General features: G+C 71.3%; 17 protein-coding genes. 9 read left to right on the top strand and 8 right to left on the bottom strand.

Annotated features, from left to right (window positions below):
• Positions 1–45 precede the first annotated feature (45 nt).
• Complete coding sequence (locus tag WCD41_RS22625; protein WP_337716667.1) at positions 46–1,410, bottom strand: GntP family permease; 1,365 nt, start codon at positions 1,408–1,410, stop codon at positions 46–48.
• A gap of 171 nt (positions 1,411–1,581) precedes the next feature.
• On the opposite strand from WCD41_RS22625, the gene WCD41_RS22620 reads away from it, so the two are divergent.
• Genes WCD41_RS22620 through WCD41_RS22610 form a run of 3 tightly spaced genes read left to right on the top strand, consistent with a single transcriptional unit; the run spans position 1,582 to position 4,675 of the window.
• A complete protein-coding gene (locus tag WCD41_RS22620) occupies positions 1,582–3,297 on the top strand; it encodes a serine/threonine-protein kinase (RefSeq protein WP_337716665.1) in 1,716 nt (571 codons plus the stop codon).
• Positions 3,298–3,320: 23 nt separating this feature from the next.
• The gene (locus tag WCD41_RS22615) at positions 3,321–4,025 is read left to right on the top strand and encodes a type 1 glutamine amidotransferase (RefSeq protein WP_337716663.1); all 705 of its coding nucleotides are present in this window, start codon (positions 3,321–3,323) and stop codon (positions 4,023–4,025) included.
• A complete protein-coding gene (locus WCD41_RS22610) occupies positions 4,022–4,675 on the top strand; it encodes a helix-turn-helix domain-containing protein (RefSeq protein ID WP_337716661.1) in 654 nt (217 codons plus the stop codon). The genes WCD41_RS22615 and WCD41_RS22610 overlap by 4 nt, the downstream gene beginning before the upstream one ends.
• 2 nt (positions 4,676–4,677) lie before the next feature.
• Here the strand turns inward: WCD41_RS22610 and WCD41_RS22605 are convergent, their stop codons facing one another.
• From WCD41_RS22605 to WCD41_RS22580, 6 genes are all read right to left on the bottom strand, one after another.
• Positions 4,678–6,318, bottom strand: coding sequence for a trimethylamine N-oxide permease (locus WCD41_RS22605; RefSeq protein WP_337716658.1), 1,641 nt, complete (start codon positions 6,316–6,318; stop codon positions 4,678–4,680).
• A 105-nt stretch (positions 6,319–6,423) separates the two neighbouring features.
• A complete protein-coding gene (locus tag WCD41_RS22600) occupies positions 6,424–6,888 on the bottom strand; it encodes a hypothetical protein (RefSeq protein ID WP_337716656.1) in 465 nt (154 codons plus the stop codon).
• Positions 6,881–8,290 carry an FMN-binding glutamate synthase family protein gene (locus WCD41_RS22595; RefSeq protein WP_337716654.1) on the bottom strand — a complete coding sequence of 470 codons (1,410 nt, stop codon included), beginning with the start codon at positions 8,288–8,290 and terminating at the stop codon, positions 6,881–6,883. Before WCD41_RS22595 ends, WCD41_RS22600 begins: the two co-directional genes overlap by 8 nt.
• 14 nt (positions 8,291–8,304) lie before the next feature.
• On the bottom strand, positions 8,305–9,099 hold the full coding sequence (locus tag WCD41_RS22590; protein WP_337716652.1) for a GltB/FmdC/FwdC-like GXGXG domain-containing protein: 795 nt from the start codon (positions 9,097–9,099) through the stop codon (positions 8,305–8,307).
• Positions 9,096–9,968, bottom strand: coding sequence for a class II glutamine amidotransferase (locus WCD41_RS22585; protein ID WP_337716650.1), 873 nt, complete (start codon positions 9,966–9,968; stop codon positions 9,096–9,098). The genes WCD41_RS22590 and WCD41_RS22585 overlap by 4 nt, the downstream gene beginning before the upstream one ends.
• 74 nt (positions 9,969–10,042) lie before the next feature.
• Positions 10,043–11,443, bottom strand: coding sequence for a glutamine synthetase family protein (locus WCD41_RS22580; RefSeq protein WP_337716648.1), 1,401 nt, complete (start codon positions 11,441–11,443; stop codon positions 10,043–10,045).
• Between the two features lie 327 nt (positions 11,444–11,770).
• Between WCD41_RS22580 and WCD41_RS22575 the strand changes: the two genes are divergently transcribed.
• The 5 genes from WCD41_RS22575 (at position 11,771) to WCD41_RS22555 (ending at position 18,355) form a co-directional block, all read left to right on the top strand.
• Complete coding sequence (locus WCD41_RS22575) at positions 11,771–12,862, top strand: DMT family transporter (RefSeq protein ID WP_337716646.1); 1,092 nt, start codon at positions 11,771–11,773, stop codon at positions 12,860–12,862.
• On the top strand, positions 12,862–13,161 hold the full coding sequence (locus WCD41_RS22570) for a hypothetical protein (RefSeq protein ID WP_337716644.1): 300 nt from the start codon (positions 12,862–12,864) through the stop codon (positions 13,159–13,161). Before WCD41_RS22575 ends, WCD41_RS22570 begins: the two co-directional genes overlap by 1 nt.
• A 120-nt stretch (positions 13,162–13,281) precedes the next feature.
• Positions 13,282–15,645: a trimethylamine N-oxide demethylase gene (locus WCD41_RS22565; RefSeq protein ID WP_337716642.1), complete on the top strand. Its 2,364-nt coding sequence runs from the start codon at positions 13,282–13,284 to the stop codon at positions 15,643–15,645.
• 30 nt (positions 15,646–15,675) lie between these two features.
• On the top strand, positions 15,676–17,028 hold the full coding sequence (locus WCD41_RS22560) for a trimethylamine monooxygenase (RefSeq protein WP_337716640.1): 1,353 nt from the start codon (positions 15,676–15,678) through the stop codon (positions 17,026–17,028).
• A 103-nt stretch (positions 17,029–17,131) separates the two neighbouring features.
• Positions 17,132–18,355, top strand: coding sequence for a pyridoxal-phosphate-dependent aminotransferase family protein (locus WCD41_RS22555; protein ID WP_337716638.1), 1,224 nt, complete (start codon positions 17,132–17,134; stop codon positions 18,353–18,355).
• Positions 18,356–18,363: 8 nt separating this feature from the next.
• On the opposite strand, the gene WCD41_RS22550 is transcribed toward WCD41_RS22555, so the two are convergent.
• A complete protein-coding gene (locus WCD41_RS22550; RefSeq protein WP_337716636.1) occupies positions 18,364–19,113 on the bottom strand; it encodes an IclR family transcriptional regulator in 750 nt (249 codons plus the stop codon).
• A gap of 70 nt (positions 19,114–19,183) precedes the next feature.
• Here WCD41_RS22550 and WCD41_RS22545 point away from each other — a divergent pair, with 70 nt between their 5' ends.
• Entirely contained in the window at positions 19,184–20,545 is a 1,362-nt protein-coding gene (locus tag WCD41_RS22545; protein WP_337717016.1) for an NAD(P)/FAD-dependent oxidoreductase, read from the top strand.

The raw sequence follows: 20,545 nt of genomic DNA, 5'->3' as shown, positions 1-20,545 counted from the left end.
AAACGTGCCGGTCGCGCCCGTGGAGGTCGTGGCGACCCGGCCATCTCAGAGCACCGCGCCCAGGGCGAGCGTGGCGCCCAGCCCGACGACCGAGGCGACCGAGACGCCGAACGAGCAGGTCTTCAGCGCGCCCCGCACCGTCTGCCCGAGCAGCGACTGCAGCAGCCAGAACGTGTTGCTCGTGACGTGCACGAGGAACAGCGCGCCCGTGCCGGCGGCCAGGGCGATGAGGACCGGGTCGAGCCCGATCGCCGGCGCGACGGGCGCGAGCACCCCCGCCGCGGTGATCGCGGAGATCGTCACCGATCCCACGGCGACGTGCAGGACGGCGGCCGTGAGCCAGACCGTCGCCAGCGGCAGCGCGGTGTTGGCCGAGAACAGCCCGCCGAGCACCTCGCCCAGCCCCGACTGCTTGATCGCCTCGGCGAGCGAGCCGCCGACACCGGTGAGCACGAGGATCAGCCCGCTCTCGCGGAAGCCCTCGGTGAGCGGGCCCTCGATCCCGTCGCGGCCCAGCTCCCGGCGCGCCACGGCCATGGTGCCCAGCACGCCGAGCAGCAGCGCGATCGGCGGCGCCGCGACGAAGGCGAGCACGGGCACCGACGCGCCGGCCGCCTCGACGATCGCGCCGGCGGCGATGAGGGTCAGGGCGCCCAGCAGGGGCGCGAGCAGGACCGCCAGGGGAGTGGTGGAGGTCGGGACGACCACCTCGTCCTCGACCCCGCTCTCGTCCCCGTCCCCGTCCTCGACCTCGGGCTCATGCTCGACCACCGGCTCGTCCCGCGCCGGGTCCCACCAGCGCGAGAGGATCGCGCCGGTGAGCGCGGAGGCGATCACCACCGTCGGCACGAGCACCACGAGCCCGAAGATCAGCATCCGCCCGAGCGGGACGCCGAGGACACCGGCGATGGCCACCGTGCCGATCCCCGGCACCATCATCACGATCCCGCATTCGCAGCCGATCGCGATCGCCGCCGCCATGCGCGGGACGCCGGTCGGCCCGATCCGCGCGGCGATGCGCCGGGCCAGGGGCGCCGCGATGACGATGAGGACGTCCACGAAGATCGGCTGCAGGACCGTCGCACACGCCACCGTCATGGTCATCGGCATGCGCCGCGGGCCGAACCAGCGCAGCAACGTCGCCACCAGGCGTTCGATCGCCCCCACCGCGCGCAGCAGCGCGCCGATGAGCACGCCGAACGCGATCAGCAGGCCGGCGTCGGCCATGATGTCGCCGAAGCCGGTGGTGACGGCGTCGACGGTGCCCTCGACACCGAGGCCGGTGACGAGGCCGACGGTCGCCGCCGCGAGCGCGAGGACCACGGCGGGGTGGATGCGCACCCGCACGATCAACAGGACGGCGAGCACGACGACCGCGGCGGTCGCCGTCACGAGGTACCAGCCGGGCATGGGGCGGGAGTCTGACGCAAACCGCCCGCCCACGCTCGATCACTCTCGGTGAGACTATTGCGCTGTTCGCGCCCCTGCTGGCCCTGCGTCGCCCGGTATTGCATACTCAGCGTGACATCGAGCCGGGGGGCTGAGGTGAGCCGGGCCGCCCACGACGCAGGAGAGCGCCGCATGAGCACCGGCCACGTGCCCCCGACCGCCGACGCCGGGACGGAGACCTTCGGGCCGTACCGCCTCGAGGAGCGCATCGGACGCGGCGGGATGGGCGAGGTCTACCGGGCCTTCGACACCTCCCGCGAGCGCACCGTCGCGGTGAAGCGCCTGCACGCGGGCCTCGGTGACGACGACGAGTACCGCGAACGCTTCCGCCGCGAGTCGCGGACCGTCGCGCGGCTGTCGTCGCCGCACGTCATCCCGATCCACGACTTCGGCACGATCGACGGCCACCTGTACATCGACATGCGTCTCGTGTCCGGCGACGACCTCTCCGGCGTCATCGAGAAGAACGGCCGCCTGGAGCCGGCGCGCGCCGTGGAGATCGTCCGGCAGATCGCCGACGCCCTCGACACCGCGCACGACGACGGGCTGATCCACCGTGACGTCAAGCCGTCGAACGTGCTCATCGCCCAGCAGCGGGGCCGCGACTTCGTCTACCTCGTCGACTTCGGCATCGTCCGCGGCGTGGCCGGCCGGGCCGACAGCAACGCCCTCACCGGCACGGGGCTGGCGATCGGGACGCTCGCCTACATGGCTCCGGAGGTGTTCGTCGGCGGCGAGCTGGATCGCCGGGTCGACGTGTACGCGCTGGGCTGCCTGCTGTTCGAGGCGATCGCCGGGCGCCCGCCGTTCGTGTCCGAGGGGCCGGCGCTCATGTACGCCCACCTCGACGAGGCGCCGCCGCAGCTCTCCGCCCTCGTGCCCGGCGTGCCGCCGGAGCTCGACGCGGTGATCGCGCGGGCGATGGCCAAGGACCCGGCGCAGCGCCCCGCGACCGCGGGCGAGCTCGCCGACGCCGCCGCCCGCGCGACGCCGGGCGCCACCGTCACGGAAGCCGCCTCGGGAGCCGCTTCTGGAGCCGTCGCGGGAGCCGCCCCGGGACCCACCGCCGTGCCCGACGCCGCCGCCACGACGGTCCACCCCGGCACGCCGCCGCCCGCGGCGCGCCCCGGCGCGACCCCCACCCACGTCCCCGGCCCCCGCGCGGCGCCTCCGCCCTCGGGCACGCAGCACGTCCCGCCGTGGCAGCCGGCCGGCCCCCCGCCGCTCCCGCCGCCACCCTCACCCTTCGCCTACCCGACCGGGCCGGCTCCGCAGCCGCCGCGACGCGGCCGGGGCAAGGTCGTGGCGCTCGTCGCCGGCCTCGCCGCGCTCCTGCTGGTGCTCGGCGCCGGCGTGCTCGTCCTGACTGCGCAGAACGGGACCTCAACGCCCGCGGCCCCGGCGGCCCCGACTGCGCCGGCGGGGCAGCTCGCCCTCGCCGAGGTCTTCCCGACCGCCGGCGGGGCGGACTGCCGACCCGCGAACTCCGGCGACCGGCTGACCACGAGCACGGGGGTGAACCCCCTCGAGGCGATCGTGTGCGTGTACCCCGACGTCGACCCGAGCGCCCAGGTCATCTACGCGCGCTGGCCCGACGCCGCCGGTGCCCGGGCCTGGTACCAGGACACCGAGTCGCTGGGCCCGCGTGTGGACCAGTACGCGACGTGGAACGCCGGTGACGTCCCGCAGGGCCCGCTGTACACCGCGGAGCGGGACGGGACGGTGTACTCGACCGGCATCTACGAGGGGATGGCGTACAGCTGGGAAATCCGTACCGCGACGATGGACCAGTCGTGGGCGGTGTGGCAGCAGCTGCGCTTCCGTCCGCGGACCGAGATCGGCGGCTGACGGACACGACACGACGGGGACGGATGAGCGACGACCGGCGGGTGCTGTTCCTGCAGCACCAGGACGACTGCGGGCCCGGCTACCTCGGGGACCGGGCGCGGGAGCTCGGGTACTCGGTGGAGATCGCCGACCTCGCCCGCACCGACCGCCCCGAGGACCCGACGCCCTACGCGTTCGTCGTGTCCCTCGGGTCCGACGACTCGACGCTGGACGGGTCGGTCGCCTACCTCGCCACCGAGCGGGCCCTCCTCGCGCGGGCCGTCGGGGCCGGCGTCCCGGTGCTCGGGGTCTGCTTCGGCGCGCAGCTCCTCGCGACCGTGCTGGGCGCGCGGGTGCGTCCCCTCGAGCGCCCCGAGATCGGCTGGCTGGAGGTCGACGCCACCGACCCCGAGGTCGTCGGGCCCGGTCCCTGGCTGGTCTGGCACCTCGACGCGTTCGACTGCCCGCCGGACGCCGACCTGCTCGCCACCACCGGCCTCGCCGTGCAGGCGTTCCGCCAGGGTCCGCACCTCGGGGTCCAGTTCCACCCGGAGGCGACGCCGGAGAGCGCCGGCGCGTGGGCCGCGAAGTACGGGGCGGCGCTCGCCGCCGCGGGGATCGACGGCGAGACACTGCTCGACGAGACCGTTCATCGGCAGGCCGAGTCCCGCGAACGGGCCGCCGCGCTGCTCGACCGGATGGTCAACGGCGTTTCCTCTGCGGGTACGGGGACTACTCTGGGGCGGTGACGTCAGCGACCGACGACCCGGGCGCCGCCGAGCCCGCGCCGATCCCGGAGGAGCCGGCCGCTCCGGGGCTGGGCGAGCTCGAGCACGTGATCGCCTCCCGGACCCGGGAGTACCGGATCGCCAAGGGCCTGACGATGACGTCGCTGGCGCGTCGGGTCGGCATGTCCAAGGCGATGCTCTCGAAGATCGAGAACGCCCAGACCTCGTGCAGCCTCTCGGTGCTCTCGCGCCTGGCCGCGGCGCTGGAGATCCCGGTGACCGCCCTGTTCCGCGGAATCGACTCCGACCGCGAGGCCGTCTTCACCCGGGCGGGCCACGGCGCGGAGATCTCACGCCGCGGCAGCAACGTCGGGCACGTCTACCGGATGCTCGGCGCCCTCCGCGGCCAGCACAAGCGCCTCGAGCCGCTGCTGTGCACGCTCACCGAGGCGAGCGAGGTCTTCCCGCTGTTCCAGCACCCCGGCACCGAGTTCCTCCACGTGCTCGACGGGGTCATGCGCTACGTCCACGGCGACGCGCAGTACGAGATGCACGCGGGCGACTCGCTGATCTTCGACGGCGAGGGCCCGCACGGCCCGTCCGAGCTGGTGACGCTCCCGATCACGTTCCTGACGGTCACGGGCTACGGGCACATGCCGGCCGTGCCCTGACGTCAGCTCCCCGCGGCGGCGAGCAGCTGCCCGATGATCACGACGACGACGCCGCCCCCCAGCACGAGGTAGGGCCGGATGCCGGCGCGGCGCGGGAGCACCACGGCCCCGGCCTCGCCGTTCTCCGCGGGCAGGTCGTCGCTGAAGGACGGCGGGAAGACGCCACCATCGACGACCTTGTGGCGGTAGTAGAAGACCGGGACGACGATCGCCGCCGCGATGAGGCCGGTCGCCAGCGCGCCGCCGCCGTACACGTTCGCGCCCCAGCCCAGCAGCAGGGCGTTGACGAACGCGAGGACGGTGCCGATCGCGATGAGCGCGGTCGGCGCGCGGTACGGCCGCGGTGCGTCCGGGTTGTCGACCCGGTGCATCCACCCGGCGTTGAGGTTGAGGAAGTTGAAGATCATGTAGCAGACGGTGGACGTGGCCAGGACGAACACGTAGTCGCTGAGCAGCAGCAGGACGAGGTTGAACCCGAGGTCGGTCCACATCGCCCGCGTCGGGGCACCGTGCTGGTTGGTGCGCGACAGGAAGCGCGGGAGCCACCCGTCGCGCGAGCCCTGGTAGAGGGTGCGCGACGAACCGGCCATCGTCGTCATGATCGTCAGCAGCAGCGCGAGGACGAGCATGACGATGAGCAGGTTGGCGACGACCGGGCCGCCGCCGACGATCTCGGTCATCGCCTGGCCGACCCCGTTGCCGTCGACGATGTCGTCCTGGGTCAGGCGCTCGACGCCGAGGGCACCCTGGAAGGCGAACGGCACGAGCGTGTAGATGACCAGGCAGGCGATGCCCGCCGAGAGGATCGCCCGCACGGTGTCGCGACCGGGGTTCCGGAACTCGGCCGTGTAGCAGATCGAGGTCTCGAAGGCGTACGCCGACCACGCGGCGAGGAAGAGCCCGCCGGCGAAGAGCGTCCACCCGCTCGCGTCCCAGGCGCCGGAGAGCGGGACGAACGGCGCGAAGTTGGCGGCGACGACGTCGCCGGTGATCAGGGGCACGACGCCGATCACGAGCAGCGGCACGAGGACCGCGAGGCCGATCACCGTCTGCACCCGGGCCGCCCGCAGGATGCCGCCGTGCTGCAGGCCGAAGACCAGCAGCAGGAACAGCGCCGCGATGACGAACTGGGCGTTGAGGCGGACCTCGAGACCCTCCTGGATGAAGCCCAGCGGGAGCAGGGTCATCGACCAGGTGTTGATCGTCGCCTCGGCCGGGAAGAGCGCCGTGAGCACGTAGCCCGCGGCGAGCCCGGACCCGACGGTGAGCACCGGCGACCAGGCGAGCCAGTTGCACCACACCGAGAGCGGGGCGACGGGCTTCGCGTACCGCACCCAGGCCATCGCGCCGTAGACCGAGGCGCCGCCGGACTTGCTCGGGAAGAGCCCCGCGATCTCGGCCCAGACAAAGGACTGGAGCAGGCCGAAGATGATCGACACGGTCCAGACCAGCGGCGACGGGGCGCCGACCGTGGCCGCGATCGCGCCGATGGAGAAGAGGACGAGGGCCGGGACGCCGCTGGCGATCCAGAAGGCCCCTTTCCAGTCCAGGGTGCGGTGCAGACCGCGGTCGATGCCGCCGCCCCCGGTGTCCGGGATGTTCGGCGTCCGTTGCGGTTCCGGTTCCCGCGTCGTCTCGGCCATCGCCCGTTCCTCCGTCCTGCGCGGTGCGTCAGTCGGTGTCGTCGGGCGTCTCCGGATGCTCGTCCCCTGTCGGATTGCCCGTTCCCAGATGTGACTTCGTGTGGTTCAGAAGGTGAACGACTTCTCCCAGCTCGCCATGGTCGGCGGGGTCCAGTTCTCCCCGACGGTGGCCGATTCGGTCAGCCACGGACCGAGCTCGGGCTGGGGGAACTTCGCGTGCTGGTGCTTGAGCCAGATCCCGTAGGAATTGCCCTCCTGCAGGTGCTTGATGAGCACCTTCCGCGCGAACTCGTCCTCCCGGCCCTCCGGGATGTCGAAGTGAATCTTCAGGAAGGCGTTCGTGTACCGGTCGAAGACGGCCGGGATGCCGTCCTCGGACATGAGGTGGATGTCCTCGAGCCAGTTCAGGTCGTCACCCGGGGTCGCGGCCTGCAGATCGATGTCCTCGACGAGCGCCGGGTCGAACTGGTACGGGAACGTCCGCCCGGTGAGCTCCTCGGTGTCGATGCCCTGGCGGGTGGTCAGCCGCCGCTGGGACAGGTCGAAGAGCTTCTGGGGGTCCTCAGACATCCGAGCCCCTTCCGTCGTTGGCGACGTGCTTGGCAAGCAGGTTCTTGATCTCCTCGAGGGTCTGCGACTCCGTGACACCCGGGATGTAGCTGGTGCCGGCGAGCGGCACCCGCGCCATCGCCGCCGCCTCGGTGGTCAGCGCCGCGAGGTCCTCGGGCTCGAGGCTGTGCACGTCGGTCTTGCCGCAGGCCCGGGCGAGCATCTGGACCTCGAGGGTCAGGGTGTGCAGGAAGTTGTAGACCCGCGTGGCGCCCTCGTCGACGTCGAGGCGCTTGCGCAGCTCCGGGTCCTGCGTGGTGATGCCGGCCGGGTCCTTCCCGGTGTGCCAGTGGTAGAACTCGGCCGCCGAGACGCCGAAGGTGCCCTGGTAGTCGGCGCCCTCGACCTCCTTGTTCGAGCCGAGCGCCATGAGCGCGGCGCTGCCGATCGCGATGGCGTCGGCGCCGAGCGCGATGCACTTGGCGACGTCACCGCCGTTGCGGATGCCGCCGGCGACCACGAGGTCGATCTCGTCGGCGAGGCCGACGTCCTCCAGGGCCCGCCGGGCCTCGGGGATCGCCGCCAGCAGCGGGATCCCGGTCTCCTCGGTGGCGATGTGCGGGCCGGCACCGGTGCCGCCCTCGGCGCCGTCGAGGAAGATGACGTCCGGGCCGCACTTGGCGGCCATCCGCACGTCGTCGTAGACGCGCGAGGCGCCGAGCTTGAGCTGGATCGGGACCTGGTAGTCCGTCGCCTCGCGCACCTCCTGGATCTTCAACGAAAGATCGTCCGGGCCCAGCCAGTCCGGGTGCCGTGCGGGGCTGCGCTGGTCGATCCCGGCCGGCAGCGAGCGCATCTCGGCCACCTGCTCGGTGACCTTCTGGCCCATGAGGTGCCCGCCCATGCCGACCTTGCAGCCCTGCCCGATGAAGAACTCGACGGCGTCGGCGAGCATCAGGTGGTGCGGGTTGAACCCGTAGCGGCTCTGGATGACCTGGTAGTACCACTTCGTCGAGAAATCGCGCTCCGGCGGGATCATCCCCCCCTCGCCCGAGCACGTCGCGGTGCCGGCCATCGACGCGCCCTTGGCGAGCGCCATCTTCGCCTCGAGCGACAGCGCGCCGAAGCTCATCCCCGTGATGTAGATCGGGATGTCGAGCTCGAGCGGCTTCTTCGCGAACCGCGACCCGAGGACGGTCCTCGTCGTGCACTTCTCGCGGTAGCCCTCGATCACGAAGCGCGTGAGCGTGCCGGGGAGGAACACCAGCTCGTCCCAGTGCGGGATCTTCTTGAAGATGCCGCCCCCGCGCATCCGATAGCGGCCGAGATCGGCCTTCACGTGGATGTCGTTGATGACCTCGGGGGTGAAGATCCTGCTCTTGCCCAGCCCCATGCTCTCGGAGCTCGCCATCTCGTCGGCCATGTGACCCTCTCCCCTCAGAGGACGAGCTTGCGCTCGGACGGCTCGAGGTTGTCGTAGTTGTAGAGCTGCTTGCCGCAGACGAACTTGCGGAACGTGTCCGGCCGGTCCATGCGGTAGATCCCGAGCTTCCGGTCGAGCAGTTCCTCGTCGTCCGGGGTCAGTTCCGCCTCGATGCAGTCGACCCCGAGGGTGGCGACGGAACCGCCGACGTAGATGGCGCCGTCGTACATGGAGTCGCCCATCCCGGGCCCGACGTCGCCGCAGATGATCTGCCGGCCGCGCTGCATCATGAAGCCGGTCATCGACCCGGCGTTGCCGCCGACGACGATCGTGCCGCCCTTCTGGTCGATGCCCGTGCGTGCCCCGACGTGCCCGCGGACGACGAGGTCGCCGCCGCGCATCGCGGCGCCGGTGAGCGAGCCCGCGTTCTTGTCGATCACCACGACGCCGGACATCATGTTCTCGGCCACCGACCAGCCCACGCGGCCGGTGATGTGGATCTCCGGCCCGTCGCCGAGGGTGGCCCCGAAGTAGCCGAGGCTGCCGTCGATGGTGATCCGGCAGCGGGCGAGCAGGCCGACGGCGAGCGAGTGCTTCGCGCCGGGGTTCTCGACGGTGACCTCCCGGACGCCCTCGTCGTAGATCAGCCGGCGGAGCTCGAGGTTGACCTGCCGGGGGCTCAGGTCCGCGGCGTCGAACGTCGCCGTCCCGCCCTCGACGCGGGCCACCTTCGGGGCCTCGGCGTCGGGTTCGGCGAGCCCGCGGATGTCCCGGCGCACCCCGCGGTCCTGGTCCGTCGGTGGGTTCATCGCGACCACACCAGCACCTCCGACTCGTAGGGGTCGTAGGAGTCGATCTCGTGGGGCAGGACCGCGCGGATGGCGCTCTCCTCCGAGGCGAGGGCGACGAGGTCCTCGCCCTCGTGCAGGACGAGCGGTTTCGCGGCCATCGCGTCCTTCGCCATGCCGAGGCTGTCCTCGGTCACGACGAGGTAGGTGAAGACCCCGTCGAGGTCCTCGAGGCTCTGCTTCATCGCCGTCTCGAGGCTGGTGCCGTCGGCGAGGCGTTCCGCCAGGTAGACCGCGATGATCTCGGAGTCGCACTCGGACTGGAACCGGTGGCCGTTGCGCTCGAGGCGCCGGCGCCACTGGTGGTAGTTCGTCAGCTGTCCGTTGTGCACGACGGCCACGTCGGAGAAGGGGTAGGCCCAGTAGGGGTGGGCGCCGGCGATGTCGACGTCCGACTCGGTGGCCATCCGGACGTGCCCGATGGCGTGCGTCCCGCGGAACCGGTCGAGGCGGTACTGGTCGGCGACCGTCTGCGCGTCACCCAGATCCTTGACGATCTCCAGCGAATGCCCGAGCGAGAGCACCTCGCAGCCCGGGATGTCCTCGACGTAGTCGGCGAGGGGCTTCAGTTCGCCCTCGTAGCGGAAGGTCGCGCGGTAGGCGTAGGCCGATTCGCCCTCGACCCGGTCGACCGTCGCCCCGATCTTGGACAGGCGCGATTCGACCTCACGACGGTTGCGCTCGAGGCGCTCGGTGTAGTCGAAGTCCGACGTCTCGTTCGGATCGGCGAGCTTGAAGCGCATCACGACGAGCTCGGACGGTTCGCCGTAGAGGGCGTACCCGGCGGAGTCGGGTCCGCGGTGCTTCATCGACTGGAGCATCTTCGTCATCTCGGCACCGACGTCGCCCGGCCCGTCCGTGTGGATGATTCCGGCGATCCCACACATGTGGGGTCTCCTCTCGGTCAGGGGAGGATGTCGAGGTATTCCTTGACGTCCCAGTCGGTCACGGCCGCGCAGAAGCGCTCCCACTCGTCGCGCTTGTAGTGCTCGAAGACGCGGTACATGTCGCCGGGCATCGCGCTGCGGACCACCTCGTCCGCGTCGAGGGCGCGCAGGGCGTCCCCGAGGTTCATGGGGATCTTCCGGACCTCCTTGCCCTCGGCCATGGCGTTGTAGATGTTGCGTTCCTCGGGCGGTCCCGGATCGAGGTTGCGCTGGATGCCGTCACCCATCGCCTGGATCAGCGCGGCGAACGAGAGATAGGGGTTCACCGCCGAGTCCACGGAGCGGTACTCGAAACGGTCCGGTGAGCTCACGCGCAGCGCCGTCGTGCGGTTCTGGAATCCCCAGTCGGCGAACAGCGGTGCCCAGAAACCGGCGTCCCAGAGCCGCCGGTAGGAGTTCACCGTCGGCGACGTGATGCAGGTCAGGGCCGAGAGGTGCTCCAGGACGCCGCCGATGGCCGCCAGCCCGATCTTGCTGGGCATGCGGGGGTCGTCGCCCTCGGGCAGGAAGACGTTGGTGCCGCCGCGGTCCCACAACGACATGTTGTGGTGGCACCCGTTGGCCGACACCCCGGTGAACGGCTTGGGCATGAAGCACGGGAAGGCGTTGAACTCCCGGCCGACCTGTCGGCAGATCTGGCGGTAGGTCGTGAGGCGGTCGGCGGTGAGCTCGGCGCGGTCGAACTGCCAGTTGAGCTCGAGCTGGCCCGGGGCGTCCTCGTGATCGCCCTGGATCATGTCGAGACCCATCGCCTCGCTGTACTCCATGATCCGGTGGATCAACGGCTGCAGTTCGCTGAACTGGTCGATGTGGTAGCAGTACGGCTTGGTCATGCCGTCCACCGACGGCGTGCCGTCGGGGTTGCACTTGAGCCACATCATCTCGGGCTCGGTGCCGATCCGCAGGTGGTAGCCGGTGCGCTCCTCGAAATCCCGGTGGATGCGCTTGAGGTTGCCGCGACAGTCCGACGTGAGGAAGGCGCCCGGCTCCTCGACCTCCTCGCGGCCACGGAAGAGCGTGCAGAAGACCCGCGCGGTCTTCGGGTCCCACGGGAGGATCTGGAACGTCTCGACGTCGGGGATCCCGACGAGCTCGGTGGCCTCGGCCCCGTAACCGATGTACTCGCCGTGGCGGTCGGTGAAGAGATTCGCGGTCGACCCGTAGACGAGCTGGAAGCCTTTCTGCGTGAACCGTTCCCAGTGGTCGGCGGGCGCGCCCTTGCCCATGATCCGGCCCGTGACCGAGGCGAACTGGTAGTAGATGTACTTGACGTCGCCCTCGTCGATCTTCCGTCTGACCTCCGCGACGGCGTCGGCGCGTCCGTCCTGGGCGACGAAGTCCTCGATGTCGGTCGGCAAGTCACTGCCCTCCCGGGTCACGGTCCTGTGTGGACCTTGTGAGCGCGGCCACATCGAGTAGACCGTGTTCACCGACAGGAGACAACCGGCTGTCCGGAAGTTGTTGTGATCGACCTCGCGACGAACCGTCGACGGAGATCCGGGACAGCGGCACCACTCTCAGGAGACGGCGTCCACTGGGGCTTTACACGAAGCTCACCGTGGGGCCATGATCTGGGTCACATCCGAGGCCGACCCGGACCGCTGCCAGCACATCCCGGCCCGAACGGCGTCGCCCATCGACCGCAGCAGCGTCCGGCCGTCGGCGCCGTCTGCTCGGAGGTGACCATGACGAGTCCGACGCAGATCGACGAGCTCCGCAACGAGTACCGCAACCGTCAGGTCCGGTGGGGCTTCATCTGGGCGCTGACGTGCGCCGTGCTGTGGGGCGCCTGGTACGTGCCCGGCTCGGTGATCTACGCCGAGTCGCCCTTCGTCGACGCCCCGACCAGCGGCGGGGGCTACCTGCTCGCCGCCGTGGTGGTGACGATCCTCAATGCCGTCGCGGTGCTCGTCGCGATGGGCGTGTGGGTCGCCGTCCTGGGCAAGACGAAGGACTTCGGCCGCACCCTGCGCCAGGTGAAGATCTCGCGGTGGTACCTGCCCGCCGGCCTGGCGGGCATGCTCGCGATCTTCGGTTCGGTCGTGGCGATCGCCTACATCGGGGCGGGCTTCTCCGCCGTGGCGGCGCTGCTCTACCCGATCGTCGGCGCGCTGGCCGCGCGGGCCTGGTACGGCGAGACGATCACCAAGCGGGCCGCGCTGGGCATCGTCGTCATCGTCCTCGGCGGCGTCGTGATCTTCGCGCCCGGCATCCTCGGCGAGATCAGCGGCGCGGGCGGCGGCGCCTGGCTCGGCTACCTCGGCGGTGTCTGCGCCATCGTCGGCTGGGGCCTCGAGGGCGCCATCGCCGGGCGCGCGCTCGACGTCAGCGACCCCGACGTCGGCCTGACCCTGCGCTTCGTCGCCGAGGTCGCGATCTGGGTGGTCATCGTCGTGCCGATCTGCTCGATCGCCGCCGGCGCGACGTTCTGGTCGACGGTCGGGGCGGCGCTCACCAGCCCCACGGTCCTCCTGCTGCTGGTGCTGCTCGGGCTGACCTTCGGCTTCTGCTACGTGTCCTGGTACAAGTCGTTCCCGCTCATCGGCGTCGGGCGCGGCCAGGCGATCGCGGCGCTCTACGGCCCGCTCGCGCTCGTCTGGCTCTACGTGTTCACCCTCGAACCGCCGGGTCTCGAGTTCGTCATCGGCGGTCTCATCGCGGTGATCGGCAGCTTCGTGCTCTTCACCGAGAAGCGCGACGTCCTCGAGGTGATCCGCGCGGTCCCGGCCCGCTCGACCCGGACGGGCTCCTCCACCTCGGCGCGGCAGGAGGCGTGATGCTGCACATCAAGGGATACGTGCTGCGGCTCTTCGCCGACCGCGGGCCGCTGTGGACCGACGAGGTGATCGACGCCGTCGAGTCCGAGTACGGCGTCTCGGGCGCCTACTGGCGGGGGACGGTGCGGCTCACCCTCGTCGACCTCTACGCCGGTGGGCTGCTCAGCGAGCAGGACGCCACCGTCGACCCGGCCCGCACGCAGTCCGAGGAGCGCGTGCTGTTCCGGTACGCGCTCACCGACTTCGGGCGCGAGCGCATGGCGCAGTCCGGTCTGGCCACGCAAGGAGCACAGGCATGAGCGACTTCTTCGCCTACGGGGCCGGCCCCGTGCTGGCGACCCTCCTGTTCATCGGTCTGCCCGTGGCCGCCCTCGTGATGGCGCGCCTCTTCGTCCGCCGCCTGTAGCAGGGGAGCGCCGATGGCTGTCCCGACCGCACCGCTCGTCCCGTCCCGTCGGCTCCGCCTGCCCGGCCTGCTCGAGGCGGTGCCGGGGGTCGAGACCTACTGGGTGCGCCCCGCTGGCGTCACAGCCGTGCGGGTGCACGGCGGCGACGAGGTCACCGTTGTCGACCGGCAGGGCCGGCAGCGGGCGGAGGTCACGGCGCTGGGGCAGGACGGGGCGTCGGCGCGCGAGCTCCTCGGCCTGACCGCGGACGCCCCGGCGACCGTGCTGCGGGCGCTCCCGAGCGCGCCGTACGGGATCGAGGACCCGGTACTCGCCGCCCTGGTCGCGCACGGCCTCGACCCCACGGCGCTCCGCGCCGCGTACCTGTTCGGGGAGTGGTCGCCGGCGGGATCGCGCGAGACCCTCCGCGCCGCGGGGCCGGGCATCGTGCTCGTCGCGGCCCCGGCCGGACCGATGGCGGTGGACGAGACGACGGGCAACCCGCCGTCCGACCTGGTCCTCGAGGTGCGTCGCGCCCGGCCCCGGGTGCCGGAGGTCCCGCCCCTGCCGCCGCCGCTGGCCGAGCCGATCCTCGACGTCCGCGTCGACGCGGCCACCGCGCTCAGCTACGAGGTGAAGGCCGGCCAGTACATCCAGGTCCTCGACGTCGAGGGCCGGCAGTGCTCCGACTTCCTCGCCTTCCACGCCCACCGCCTGCAGGAGGGCCGCGAGCGCGGGCTCGACGCGACCGCCACCCGGTACTTCATGGGCCAGGCGTACCCGCAGCCCGGGCTGCACGGGAAGTTCTACGACCAGGACATGGAGCCGCTGGTCGAGATCGTCCGCGACACGGTGGGCCGCCACGACACGTTCGGCCTGGCCTGCAACACCAAGTACTACGAGGACCTCGGCTACTTCGGCCACATCAACTGCACCGACAACTTCAACGCGCAGCTGCGGTCCTACGGCATCGAGGAGCGCGCCGGGTGGCCCGCGCTCAACCTCTTCTACAACACCGCGTTCGACGCGCAGAACCAGCTGGTCTTCGACGAGCCGTGGTCGCGGCCGGGGGACTACGTGCTGATGCGCGCGGGCGTCGACCTCGTGTGCGCGACCTCGGCGTGCCCCGACGACATCGACCCCGCCAACGCCTGGACGCCGACCGACATCCACCTGCGTGTCTACTCCGCCGAACGGAAGTTCTCGATGGCCATGGCGCACCGCCCCACGCCCGAGCACCCCGCGTCGCTGACCAAGGAGACGGCGTTCGCCCCGCGGACGCGGGCCCTGACGCGCCAGTTCACCGAGTACCGCGGCTACTGGCTGCCGACCAGCTTCGACGGCCACGGCGCGCTCGACGAGTACTGGGCGTGCCGTGAGCGGGCCGCGGTGATGGACCTGTCGCCGCTGCGCAAGTTCGAGGTCCTGGGGCCCGACGCCGAGGCGCTGCTGCAGGCCTGCGTCACCCGCAACGTCCGCAAGCTCTCGATCAACCAGCTCGTGTACTCGGCGGTCTGCAACGAGACCGGCGGCATGATCGACGACTGCACGGTCTTCCGGCTCGCGGACACGAACTTCCGGTTCATCGGCGGCGACGAGTACACCGGCACGTGGCTGCGCGAGCAGGCCGACCGGCTCGGGCTGGACCGGGTCTGGGTGAAGCACTCGACCGACGAGATGCACAACATCGCGGTCCAGGGGCCCGCCAGCCGCGACATCCTGCGCGAGCTGGTCTGGACCCCGGGCACCCAGCCGGCGTTCGGGGACCTGACGTGGTTCCGGTTCACGATCGGCCGGCTCGGCGACCACCGCGGCATCCCCGTCGTCGTCTCGCGCTCGGGCTACTCGGGCGAGCTCGGCTACGAAATCTTCTGTCACCCGTCGGACGGCCCGGCGGTGTGGGACGCGGTCTGGGCGGCCGGCGAGCCGCACGGGATGCTCCCGCTGGGTCTCGACGCCCTCGACATCCTGCGCATCGAGTCCGGCCTGGTCTTCGCCGGTTACGACTTCGACGACCACGTCGACCCCTTCGAGGCCGGCGTCGGGTTCACCGTGCCGCTGAAGACCAAGGAGGACGACTTCGTCGGCCGCGACGCCCTCGTCGCGCGGAAGGCGAGCCCGCAGCGGCGGCTGGTCGGCCTCGAGCTCGCGGGCAACGAGCCGGCCCACCACGGCGACTGCGTCCACGTCGGCCGCCACCAGGTCGGCGTGGTCACCAGCGCCACCCGCTCGCCGATCCTGCGCAGGAACATCGCGCTGTGCCGCCTCGCCGTCGAGCACTCCGAGATCGGCACGGAGGTGGAGGTCGGGAAGCTCGACGGCCACCGCAAGCGCATCCCGGCCCAGGTCGTCCGCTTCCCGTTCTACGACCCCGACAAGGAACGCCCGCGCTCCTGAACGCGGCTCACCCACACAGGAGGACTGTCCATGACACGGGTTGCCATCGTCGGCGCCGGACCGAGCGGGCTGGCCCAGCTGCACGCGTTCGAGCAGGCCCGGGCGGCGGGCGCCGACGTGCCCGAGCTGGTCTGCTTCGAGAAGCAGAGCGACTGGGGCGGCCTGTGGAACTACACGTGGCGCAGCGGCCTCGACCAGTACGGCAACCCGTGCCACGGCAGCATGTACCGCTACCTGTGGTCGAACGGCCCGAAGGAGTGCCTCGAGTTCGCCGACTACCCCTTCGAGCAGCACTTCGGCACCCCGATCCCGTCGTTCCCGCCGCGCGAGGTGCTCTTCGACTACATCAAGGGGCGCGCCGAGAACAGCGACGTGCGCCGGCACATCCAGTTCGACACCGCGGTGCGCTGGATCGAGCACGACGCGGCACGCGACACGTTCGACGTCACCGTCGAGGCGCTCGCCGAGGGGGCCTCGCGGGTCGAGCAGTTCGACTACGTCATCGTCGCGACGGGGCACTTCTCGGTGCCGAACCTGCCCGACTTCCCGGGCTTCGACCGGTTCCCGGGCCGCATCCTGCACTCGCACGACTTCCGCGACGCCCAGGAGTTCGCGGGCAAGGACCTGCTCGTGGTGGGCGGCAGCTACTCGGCCGAGGACATCGCGCTGCAGGCGAAGAAGTACGGCGCGAACACCGTGACCATCAGCTACCGCAGCGCGGCGATGGGCTTCCCGTGGCCCGACGGGATCAGCGAGGTCCCGCTGCTCGCGCGCCTGGAGGGTCGCACGGCGCACTTCACCGACGGCAGCTCCCGCGACGTCGACGCGATCATCCTGTGCACCGGCTACCAGCACCACTTCCCGTTCGTGGCGTCGGAGCTGCGGCTGCGGACGGCGAACGTGCTCTACCCGCCGGACCTCTACAAGGGCGTCTTCTGGATCGACAACCCGAAGATGATGTACCTGAGCATGCAGGACCAGTTCTACACGTTCACCCTCTTCGACGCGGAGGCGTGGGTCGCCCGCGACTTCGTGCTGGGCCGCGTCACGCTGCCCTCGCGCGAGGAGATGGCGAAGGACGTCGCGGAATGGCGGGCCCGGGAGGACGCGCTGCCCGACCCGTTCGCCCAGATCGATTTCCAGGCCGACCACATCGCCGACCTCATGGTCGGCACCGACTACCCCGAGTTCGACCTCGACCTCACGCGCGCCCACTTCAAGAAGTGGGAGCACGACAAGGAGGAGAGCATCATCGGCTACCGCGACCGCGGGTTCTCCTCACCGTGCACCGGCACGCAGGCGCCGATCCACCACACCGCCTGGTGGGAGGCGCACGACGACTCCCTCACGACGTTCCTGGCCAGAGAATCAGGCAAGGAGTGAAGGAGTAGCTCCCCCCTGCCTCTCCCCGTGACGGGGGAGTCGGGGGAGGGCGGGGCGACCTAGCGTCGAGGGCACCGCATGCCGCTCGTCGGGAGGAACGGCCGTGAAGATCGGAACGACGCACCTCTTCGTCCCCGGCCCGACCACCGTGCCCGAGGTGGTCCGCCGGGCGATGAACGTCCCGATGGAGGACCACCGCGCTCCGGACTTCCCGGACTTCGTCCTCGACCTCCTGGGTGACCTCTCGCGCGTCCTCCGGCTCAGGGAGGGCCGCGTGCTGCTCTACCCGGGGTCCGGGACCGGGGCCTGGGAGGCGGCGATCAGCAACTGCCTCTCCCGCGGCGACCGGGTCCTCATGTCGCGGTACGGCCACTTCTCCACCCTCTGGGCCGACATGGCGCAGCGGCTCGGGCTCGACGTCGTCCTCCACGACGTCGAGTGGGGCGAGGGCGTCCCGGTCGAGGCCTACGAGCAGGCGCTGCGCGCCGACCCGTCCATCCGGGCCGTCTTCGTGACCCACAACGAGACCGCCACCGGCGTGACCAGCGACGTCCGGGCCGTGCGGAGCGCGATGGACGCCGCCGGGTCCGACGCTCTGCTGTTCGTCGACGGCGTCTCGTCGATCGCGTCGATCGAGTTCCGCCAGGACGACTGGGGCGTCGACGTCGCGGTCGCCGGGAGCCAGAAGGGGTTCATGCTCCCCGCGGGCCTCGCGATCCTGGGCGTCAGCGAGAAGGCGCTCGCCGCCGCGGAGCGCACGACGACGGAGCGGTGCTACTTCGCGTTCCGCGACATGATCGCCGCGAACGACGTCGGCTACTTCCCCTACACCCCGCCGACGCCGCTGCTGCACGGCCTGCGGGCCTCGCTCGACCGGCTGCTCGACGAGGGCATGGACGAGGTCGCCGCCCGTCACCACCGGCTGGGGGAGGGGGTCCGGCAGGGCGTGAAGGCGTGGGGACTGGACCTGTGCGCGCTGTCGCCGCGCTGGTACTCGGACACGGTCACCGCCGTGCGGGTGCCGGCGGGGGTCGACGGGGCCGCGGTGTGCCGCATCGCCTACCACCGGTACCGGACGTCGTTCGGCGGCGGCCTCGGCAAGGTCGCCGGGAAGGTGTTCCGCATCGGGCACCTCGGCGACGTCAACGAGGTGTCCTGCCTGAGCGCGCTCGCCGCGGCCGAGATGGCGCTGCTCGACGCGGGCGTGCCGCTCGAGGCCGGCTCGGGCGTCGCGGCGGCCCAGCAGTACTACCGCCAGGCCCTCGTCGCCGGGGAGGAGAGCGCGGCCGAGCCGTGGGCGCGGACGCGCCTGACCGCGGTGCGCTGAGCCGTCCCTCAGAACGCCGAGGCGACCGTCCGGGCGTGCTCGGTCAGCGTCCCGGCCAGCACCTCCGCGCGCGGTGCGTCGAGCCGCCCGCGCGGGCCCTGCACGCCGAGGATCGCGATGAGGTCGCCATCGGCGTCGCACACCGGCACCGCCACCCCGACGAGGTCGGCCTCGCGCTCGCCCAGGGAGAGCGCCCAGCCGGCCTCGCGGATCCGCGCGATCTCGCGCTCGAGGACCGCGTGGTCGGTGATCGTGTGCTCGGTGAACCGGGTGAGCTCCGCCGGGGCCGTGCCGCCGTGGGCGAGGAAGACCTTCCCGACGGCCGTGGCGTGCCGCACGCTGTTGCGCCCGACCTCGGCGACGCTGCGCACCGACTGGGGGCTCTGCACGAAGTCGAAGGTCATGACGTCGTGCTCGCCGGGCACCGACAGGGTGGCGGTCTCGCCGCTCACGGCCGCGATGTCCTCGAGCGACGGGCGGGCGATCCGCCGGATGTCGAGCGTCTCCCGCGCCGCGCCGGCGAGCTGCAGGATGCGGATCCCCAGGCCGTAGCGCCCGCTGGTGACGTGGTGGGTCACGAGGCCGGGCGCGGCGAGCGTCGCGAGCAGCCGCGACACGGTGCTCGCGTTGATCCCCGTCCGGCGGGCGATCTCGTTGGTCCCGAGCTCCTCGCCGGCGGCCGCCAGGACGTCCAGGACGGCGATCGCCTTCTGGACGGACTCGACCTGCCGATCTGCTGGTCGACCGGTTCTCGCCATGTTAGCTTCGTCTCCCAGAGAGAAATACCGTTGCCTCTAGGGCAATGGTAGCGCGGAACGGGTGAGCAGCATGGTCCCCTCGCAGACCCAGTACCTGATCATCGGCGCGGGCATCCACGGCCTGTCCACCGCCTGGCACCTCGCCACGGAGCTGCGCGAGCGCGGCCTGGGCGACGGCAGCGAGGTGCTGGTGATCGACAAGACCGCCGTCGGCGCCGGCGCCTCCGGCGTGGCGTGCGGCGTCATCCGCAACAACTACTTCCAGCCCGCGATGCGCCGGCTGATGGCGCACTCGGTCGACGTGTGGGAGTCCGATCCCGAGGCGTTCTCCTACCACGGGGTGGGCTACGTCCAGGCCGCGCCGGAGGCGATGCACGCCGACGTCGTGCAGATCCACGCCGAGCAGCAGGCGATCGGCTACGACTCGGTGCTCGTCGAGGGCGTCGACGCCTGCCACGACTACATGCGCGAGATGTTCTCGGACTGGCAGGCGCCCGGCGTCTCGGTGATCCTGCACGAGCTGCGCGGAGGCTACGCCAACAACGTCGCCTCGCTGCGCGGGCTCGAGGAGAAGGTGCGCGCGGCCGGCGCCTCGATCGTCACCGGCGTGACCGTCACCGGGCTGCAGTTCACCGACGACTCGAGTTCATCCCGTCGCTCCGCTCGCCCGAGTGTCAGCGCCGTCGAGACCGACGCCGGGACGATCACGTGCGAGCACGTCGTCGCCGCGGTCGGGCCGTGGGTCCGCGACCTGTGGTCGATGCTCGAGCTCCCGTCCACGACGCCGGTGCGGATGCCCGACGGCCGCACCGTCGACGTCCCGATGTGGACCTACTGGGCGCTGCAGGAGGGCATCCTCGGCGTCGACCCCCACGAGTTCATGGACAACCGCGGCGAGCTGCCGCCGGTGATCCACGTCGACTCCGACGCCCCGCTCTACGACGACATCGACGGCGAGCTGATCACCGATCAGATCTGGGGCATCTACTACAAGCCGGACTTCCACTTCGGCGGCGTCCAGGGCGGCGCGTCACCCGAGCAGGTCGGGCGCCCGGCCGACACCGTGGCCGTCGACCCCTACGGCGTCTCCAGCCCCGAGTTCGTGGTCGGCGAGGACTTCGTGCGGATGTGGACCTCCGCGCTCGCCGTGTGCCACAAGCGCTTCCAGGGCCGTCGCGACGTCTACCGCAAGGAGCCCTCGGGCGGGCTCGGGGCGTTCACGCCGGACAGCTTCCCGGTCTTCGATTCCTTCCGGGGGAACGCGTACGTCATCGCCGACTCCAACCACGGGTACAAGATGATCGGAGTCGGCGCGCTGGTGGCCAAGGAGCTGCTCGGCGAGCCGCAGGACCTGCTGGAGCCCTTCCGCTTCGCGCGCTACGCGGCGGGAGAGCTCCACCCGACGAGCCACTCGCCGTTCCCCTGGAGCTGA

Origin of the sequence: Actinomycetospora aeridis (assembly GCF_037400275.1) — a bacterium.
GTDB classification, from domain to species: Bacteria; Actinomycetota; Actinomycetes; order Mycobacteriales; family Pseudonocardiaceae; genus Actinomycetospora; species Actinomycetospora aeridis.
Note: the sequence above shows the minus strand (reverse complement) of the source record. Positions and strands in the feature narration are given on the sequence as shown.

Excerpts from the sequence above, each read along its gene's own strand:
- WCD41_RS22625 (WP_337716667.1), bottom strand. The coding sequence starts at position 1,410 with ATGCCCGGCTGGTACCTCGTGACGGCGACCGCCGCGGTCGTCGTGCTC.
- WCD41_RS22620 (WP_337716665.1), top strand. The coding sequence starts at position 1,582 with ATGAGCACCGGCCACGTGCCCCCGACCGCCGACGCCGGGACGGAGACC.
- WCD41_RS22615 (WP_337716663.1), top strand. The coding sequence starts at position 3,321 with ATGAGCGACGACCGGCGGGTGCTGTTCCTGCAGCACCAGGACGACTGC.
- WCD41_RS22605 (WP_337716658.1), bottom strand. The coding sequence starts at position 6,318 with ATGGCCGAGACGACGCGGGAACCGGAACCGCAACGGACGCCGAACATC.
- WCD41_RS22600 (WP_337716656.1), bottom strand. The coding sequence starts at position 6,888 with ATGTCTGAGGACCCCCAGAAGCTCTTCGACCTGTCCCAGCGGCGGCTG.
- WCD41_RS22595 (WP_337716654.1), bottom strand. The coding sequence starts at position 8,290 with ATGGCCGACGAGATGGCGAGCTCCGAGAGCATGGGGCTGGGCAAGAGC.
- WCD41_RS22590 (WP_337716652.1), bottom strand. The coding sequence starts at position 9,099 with ATGAACCCACCGACGGACCAGGACCGCGGGGTGCGCCGGGACATCCGC.
- WCD41_RS22585 (WP_337716650.1), bottom strand. The coding sequence starts at position 9,968 with ATGACGAAGATGCTCCAGTCGATGAAGCACCGCGGACCCGACTCCGCC.
- WCD41_RS22575 (WP_337716646.1), top strand. The coding sequence starts at position 11,771 with ATGACGAGTCCGACGCAGATCGACGAGCTCCGCAACGAGTACCGCAAC.
- WCD41_RS22570 (WP_337716644.1), top strand. The coding sequence starts at position 12,862 with ATGCTGCACATCAAGGGATACGTGCTGCGGCTCTTCGCCGACCGCGGG.
- WCD41_RS22565 (WP_337716642.1), top strand. The coding sequence starts at position 13,282 with ATGGCTGTCCCGACCGCACCGCTCGTCCCGTCCCGTCGGCTCCGCCTG.
- WCD41_RS22560 (WP_337716640.1), top strand. The coding sequence starts at position 15,676 with ATGACACGGGTTGCCATCGTCGGCGCCGGACCGAGCGGGCTGGCCCAG.
- WCD41_RS22550 (WP_337716636.1), bottom strand. The coding sequence starts at position 19,113 with ATGGCGAGAACCGGTCGACCAGCAGATCGGCAGGTCGAGTCCGTCCAG.
- WCD41_RS22545 (WP_337717016.1), top strand. The coding sequence starts at position 19,184 with ATGGTCCCCTCGCAGACCCAGTACCTGATCATCGGCGCGGGCATCCAC.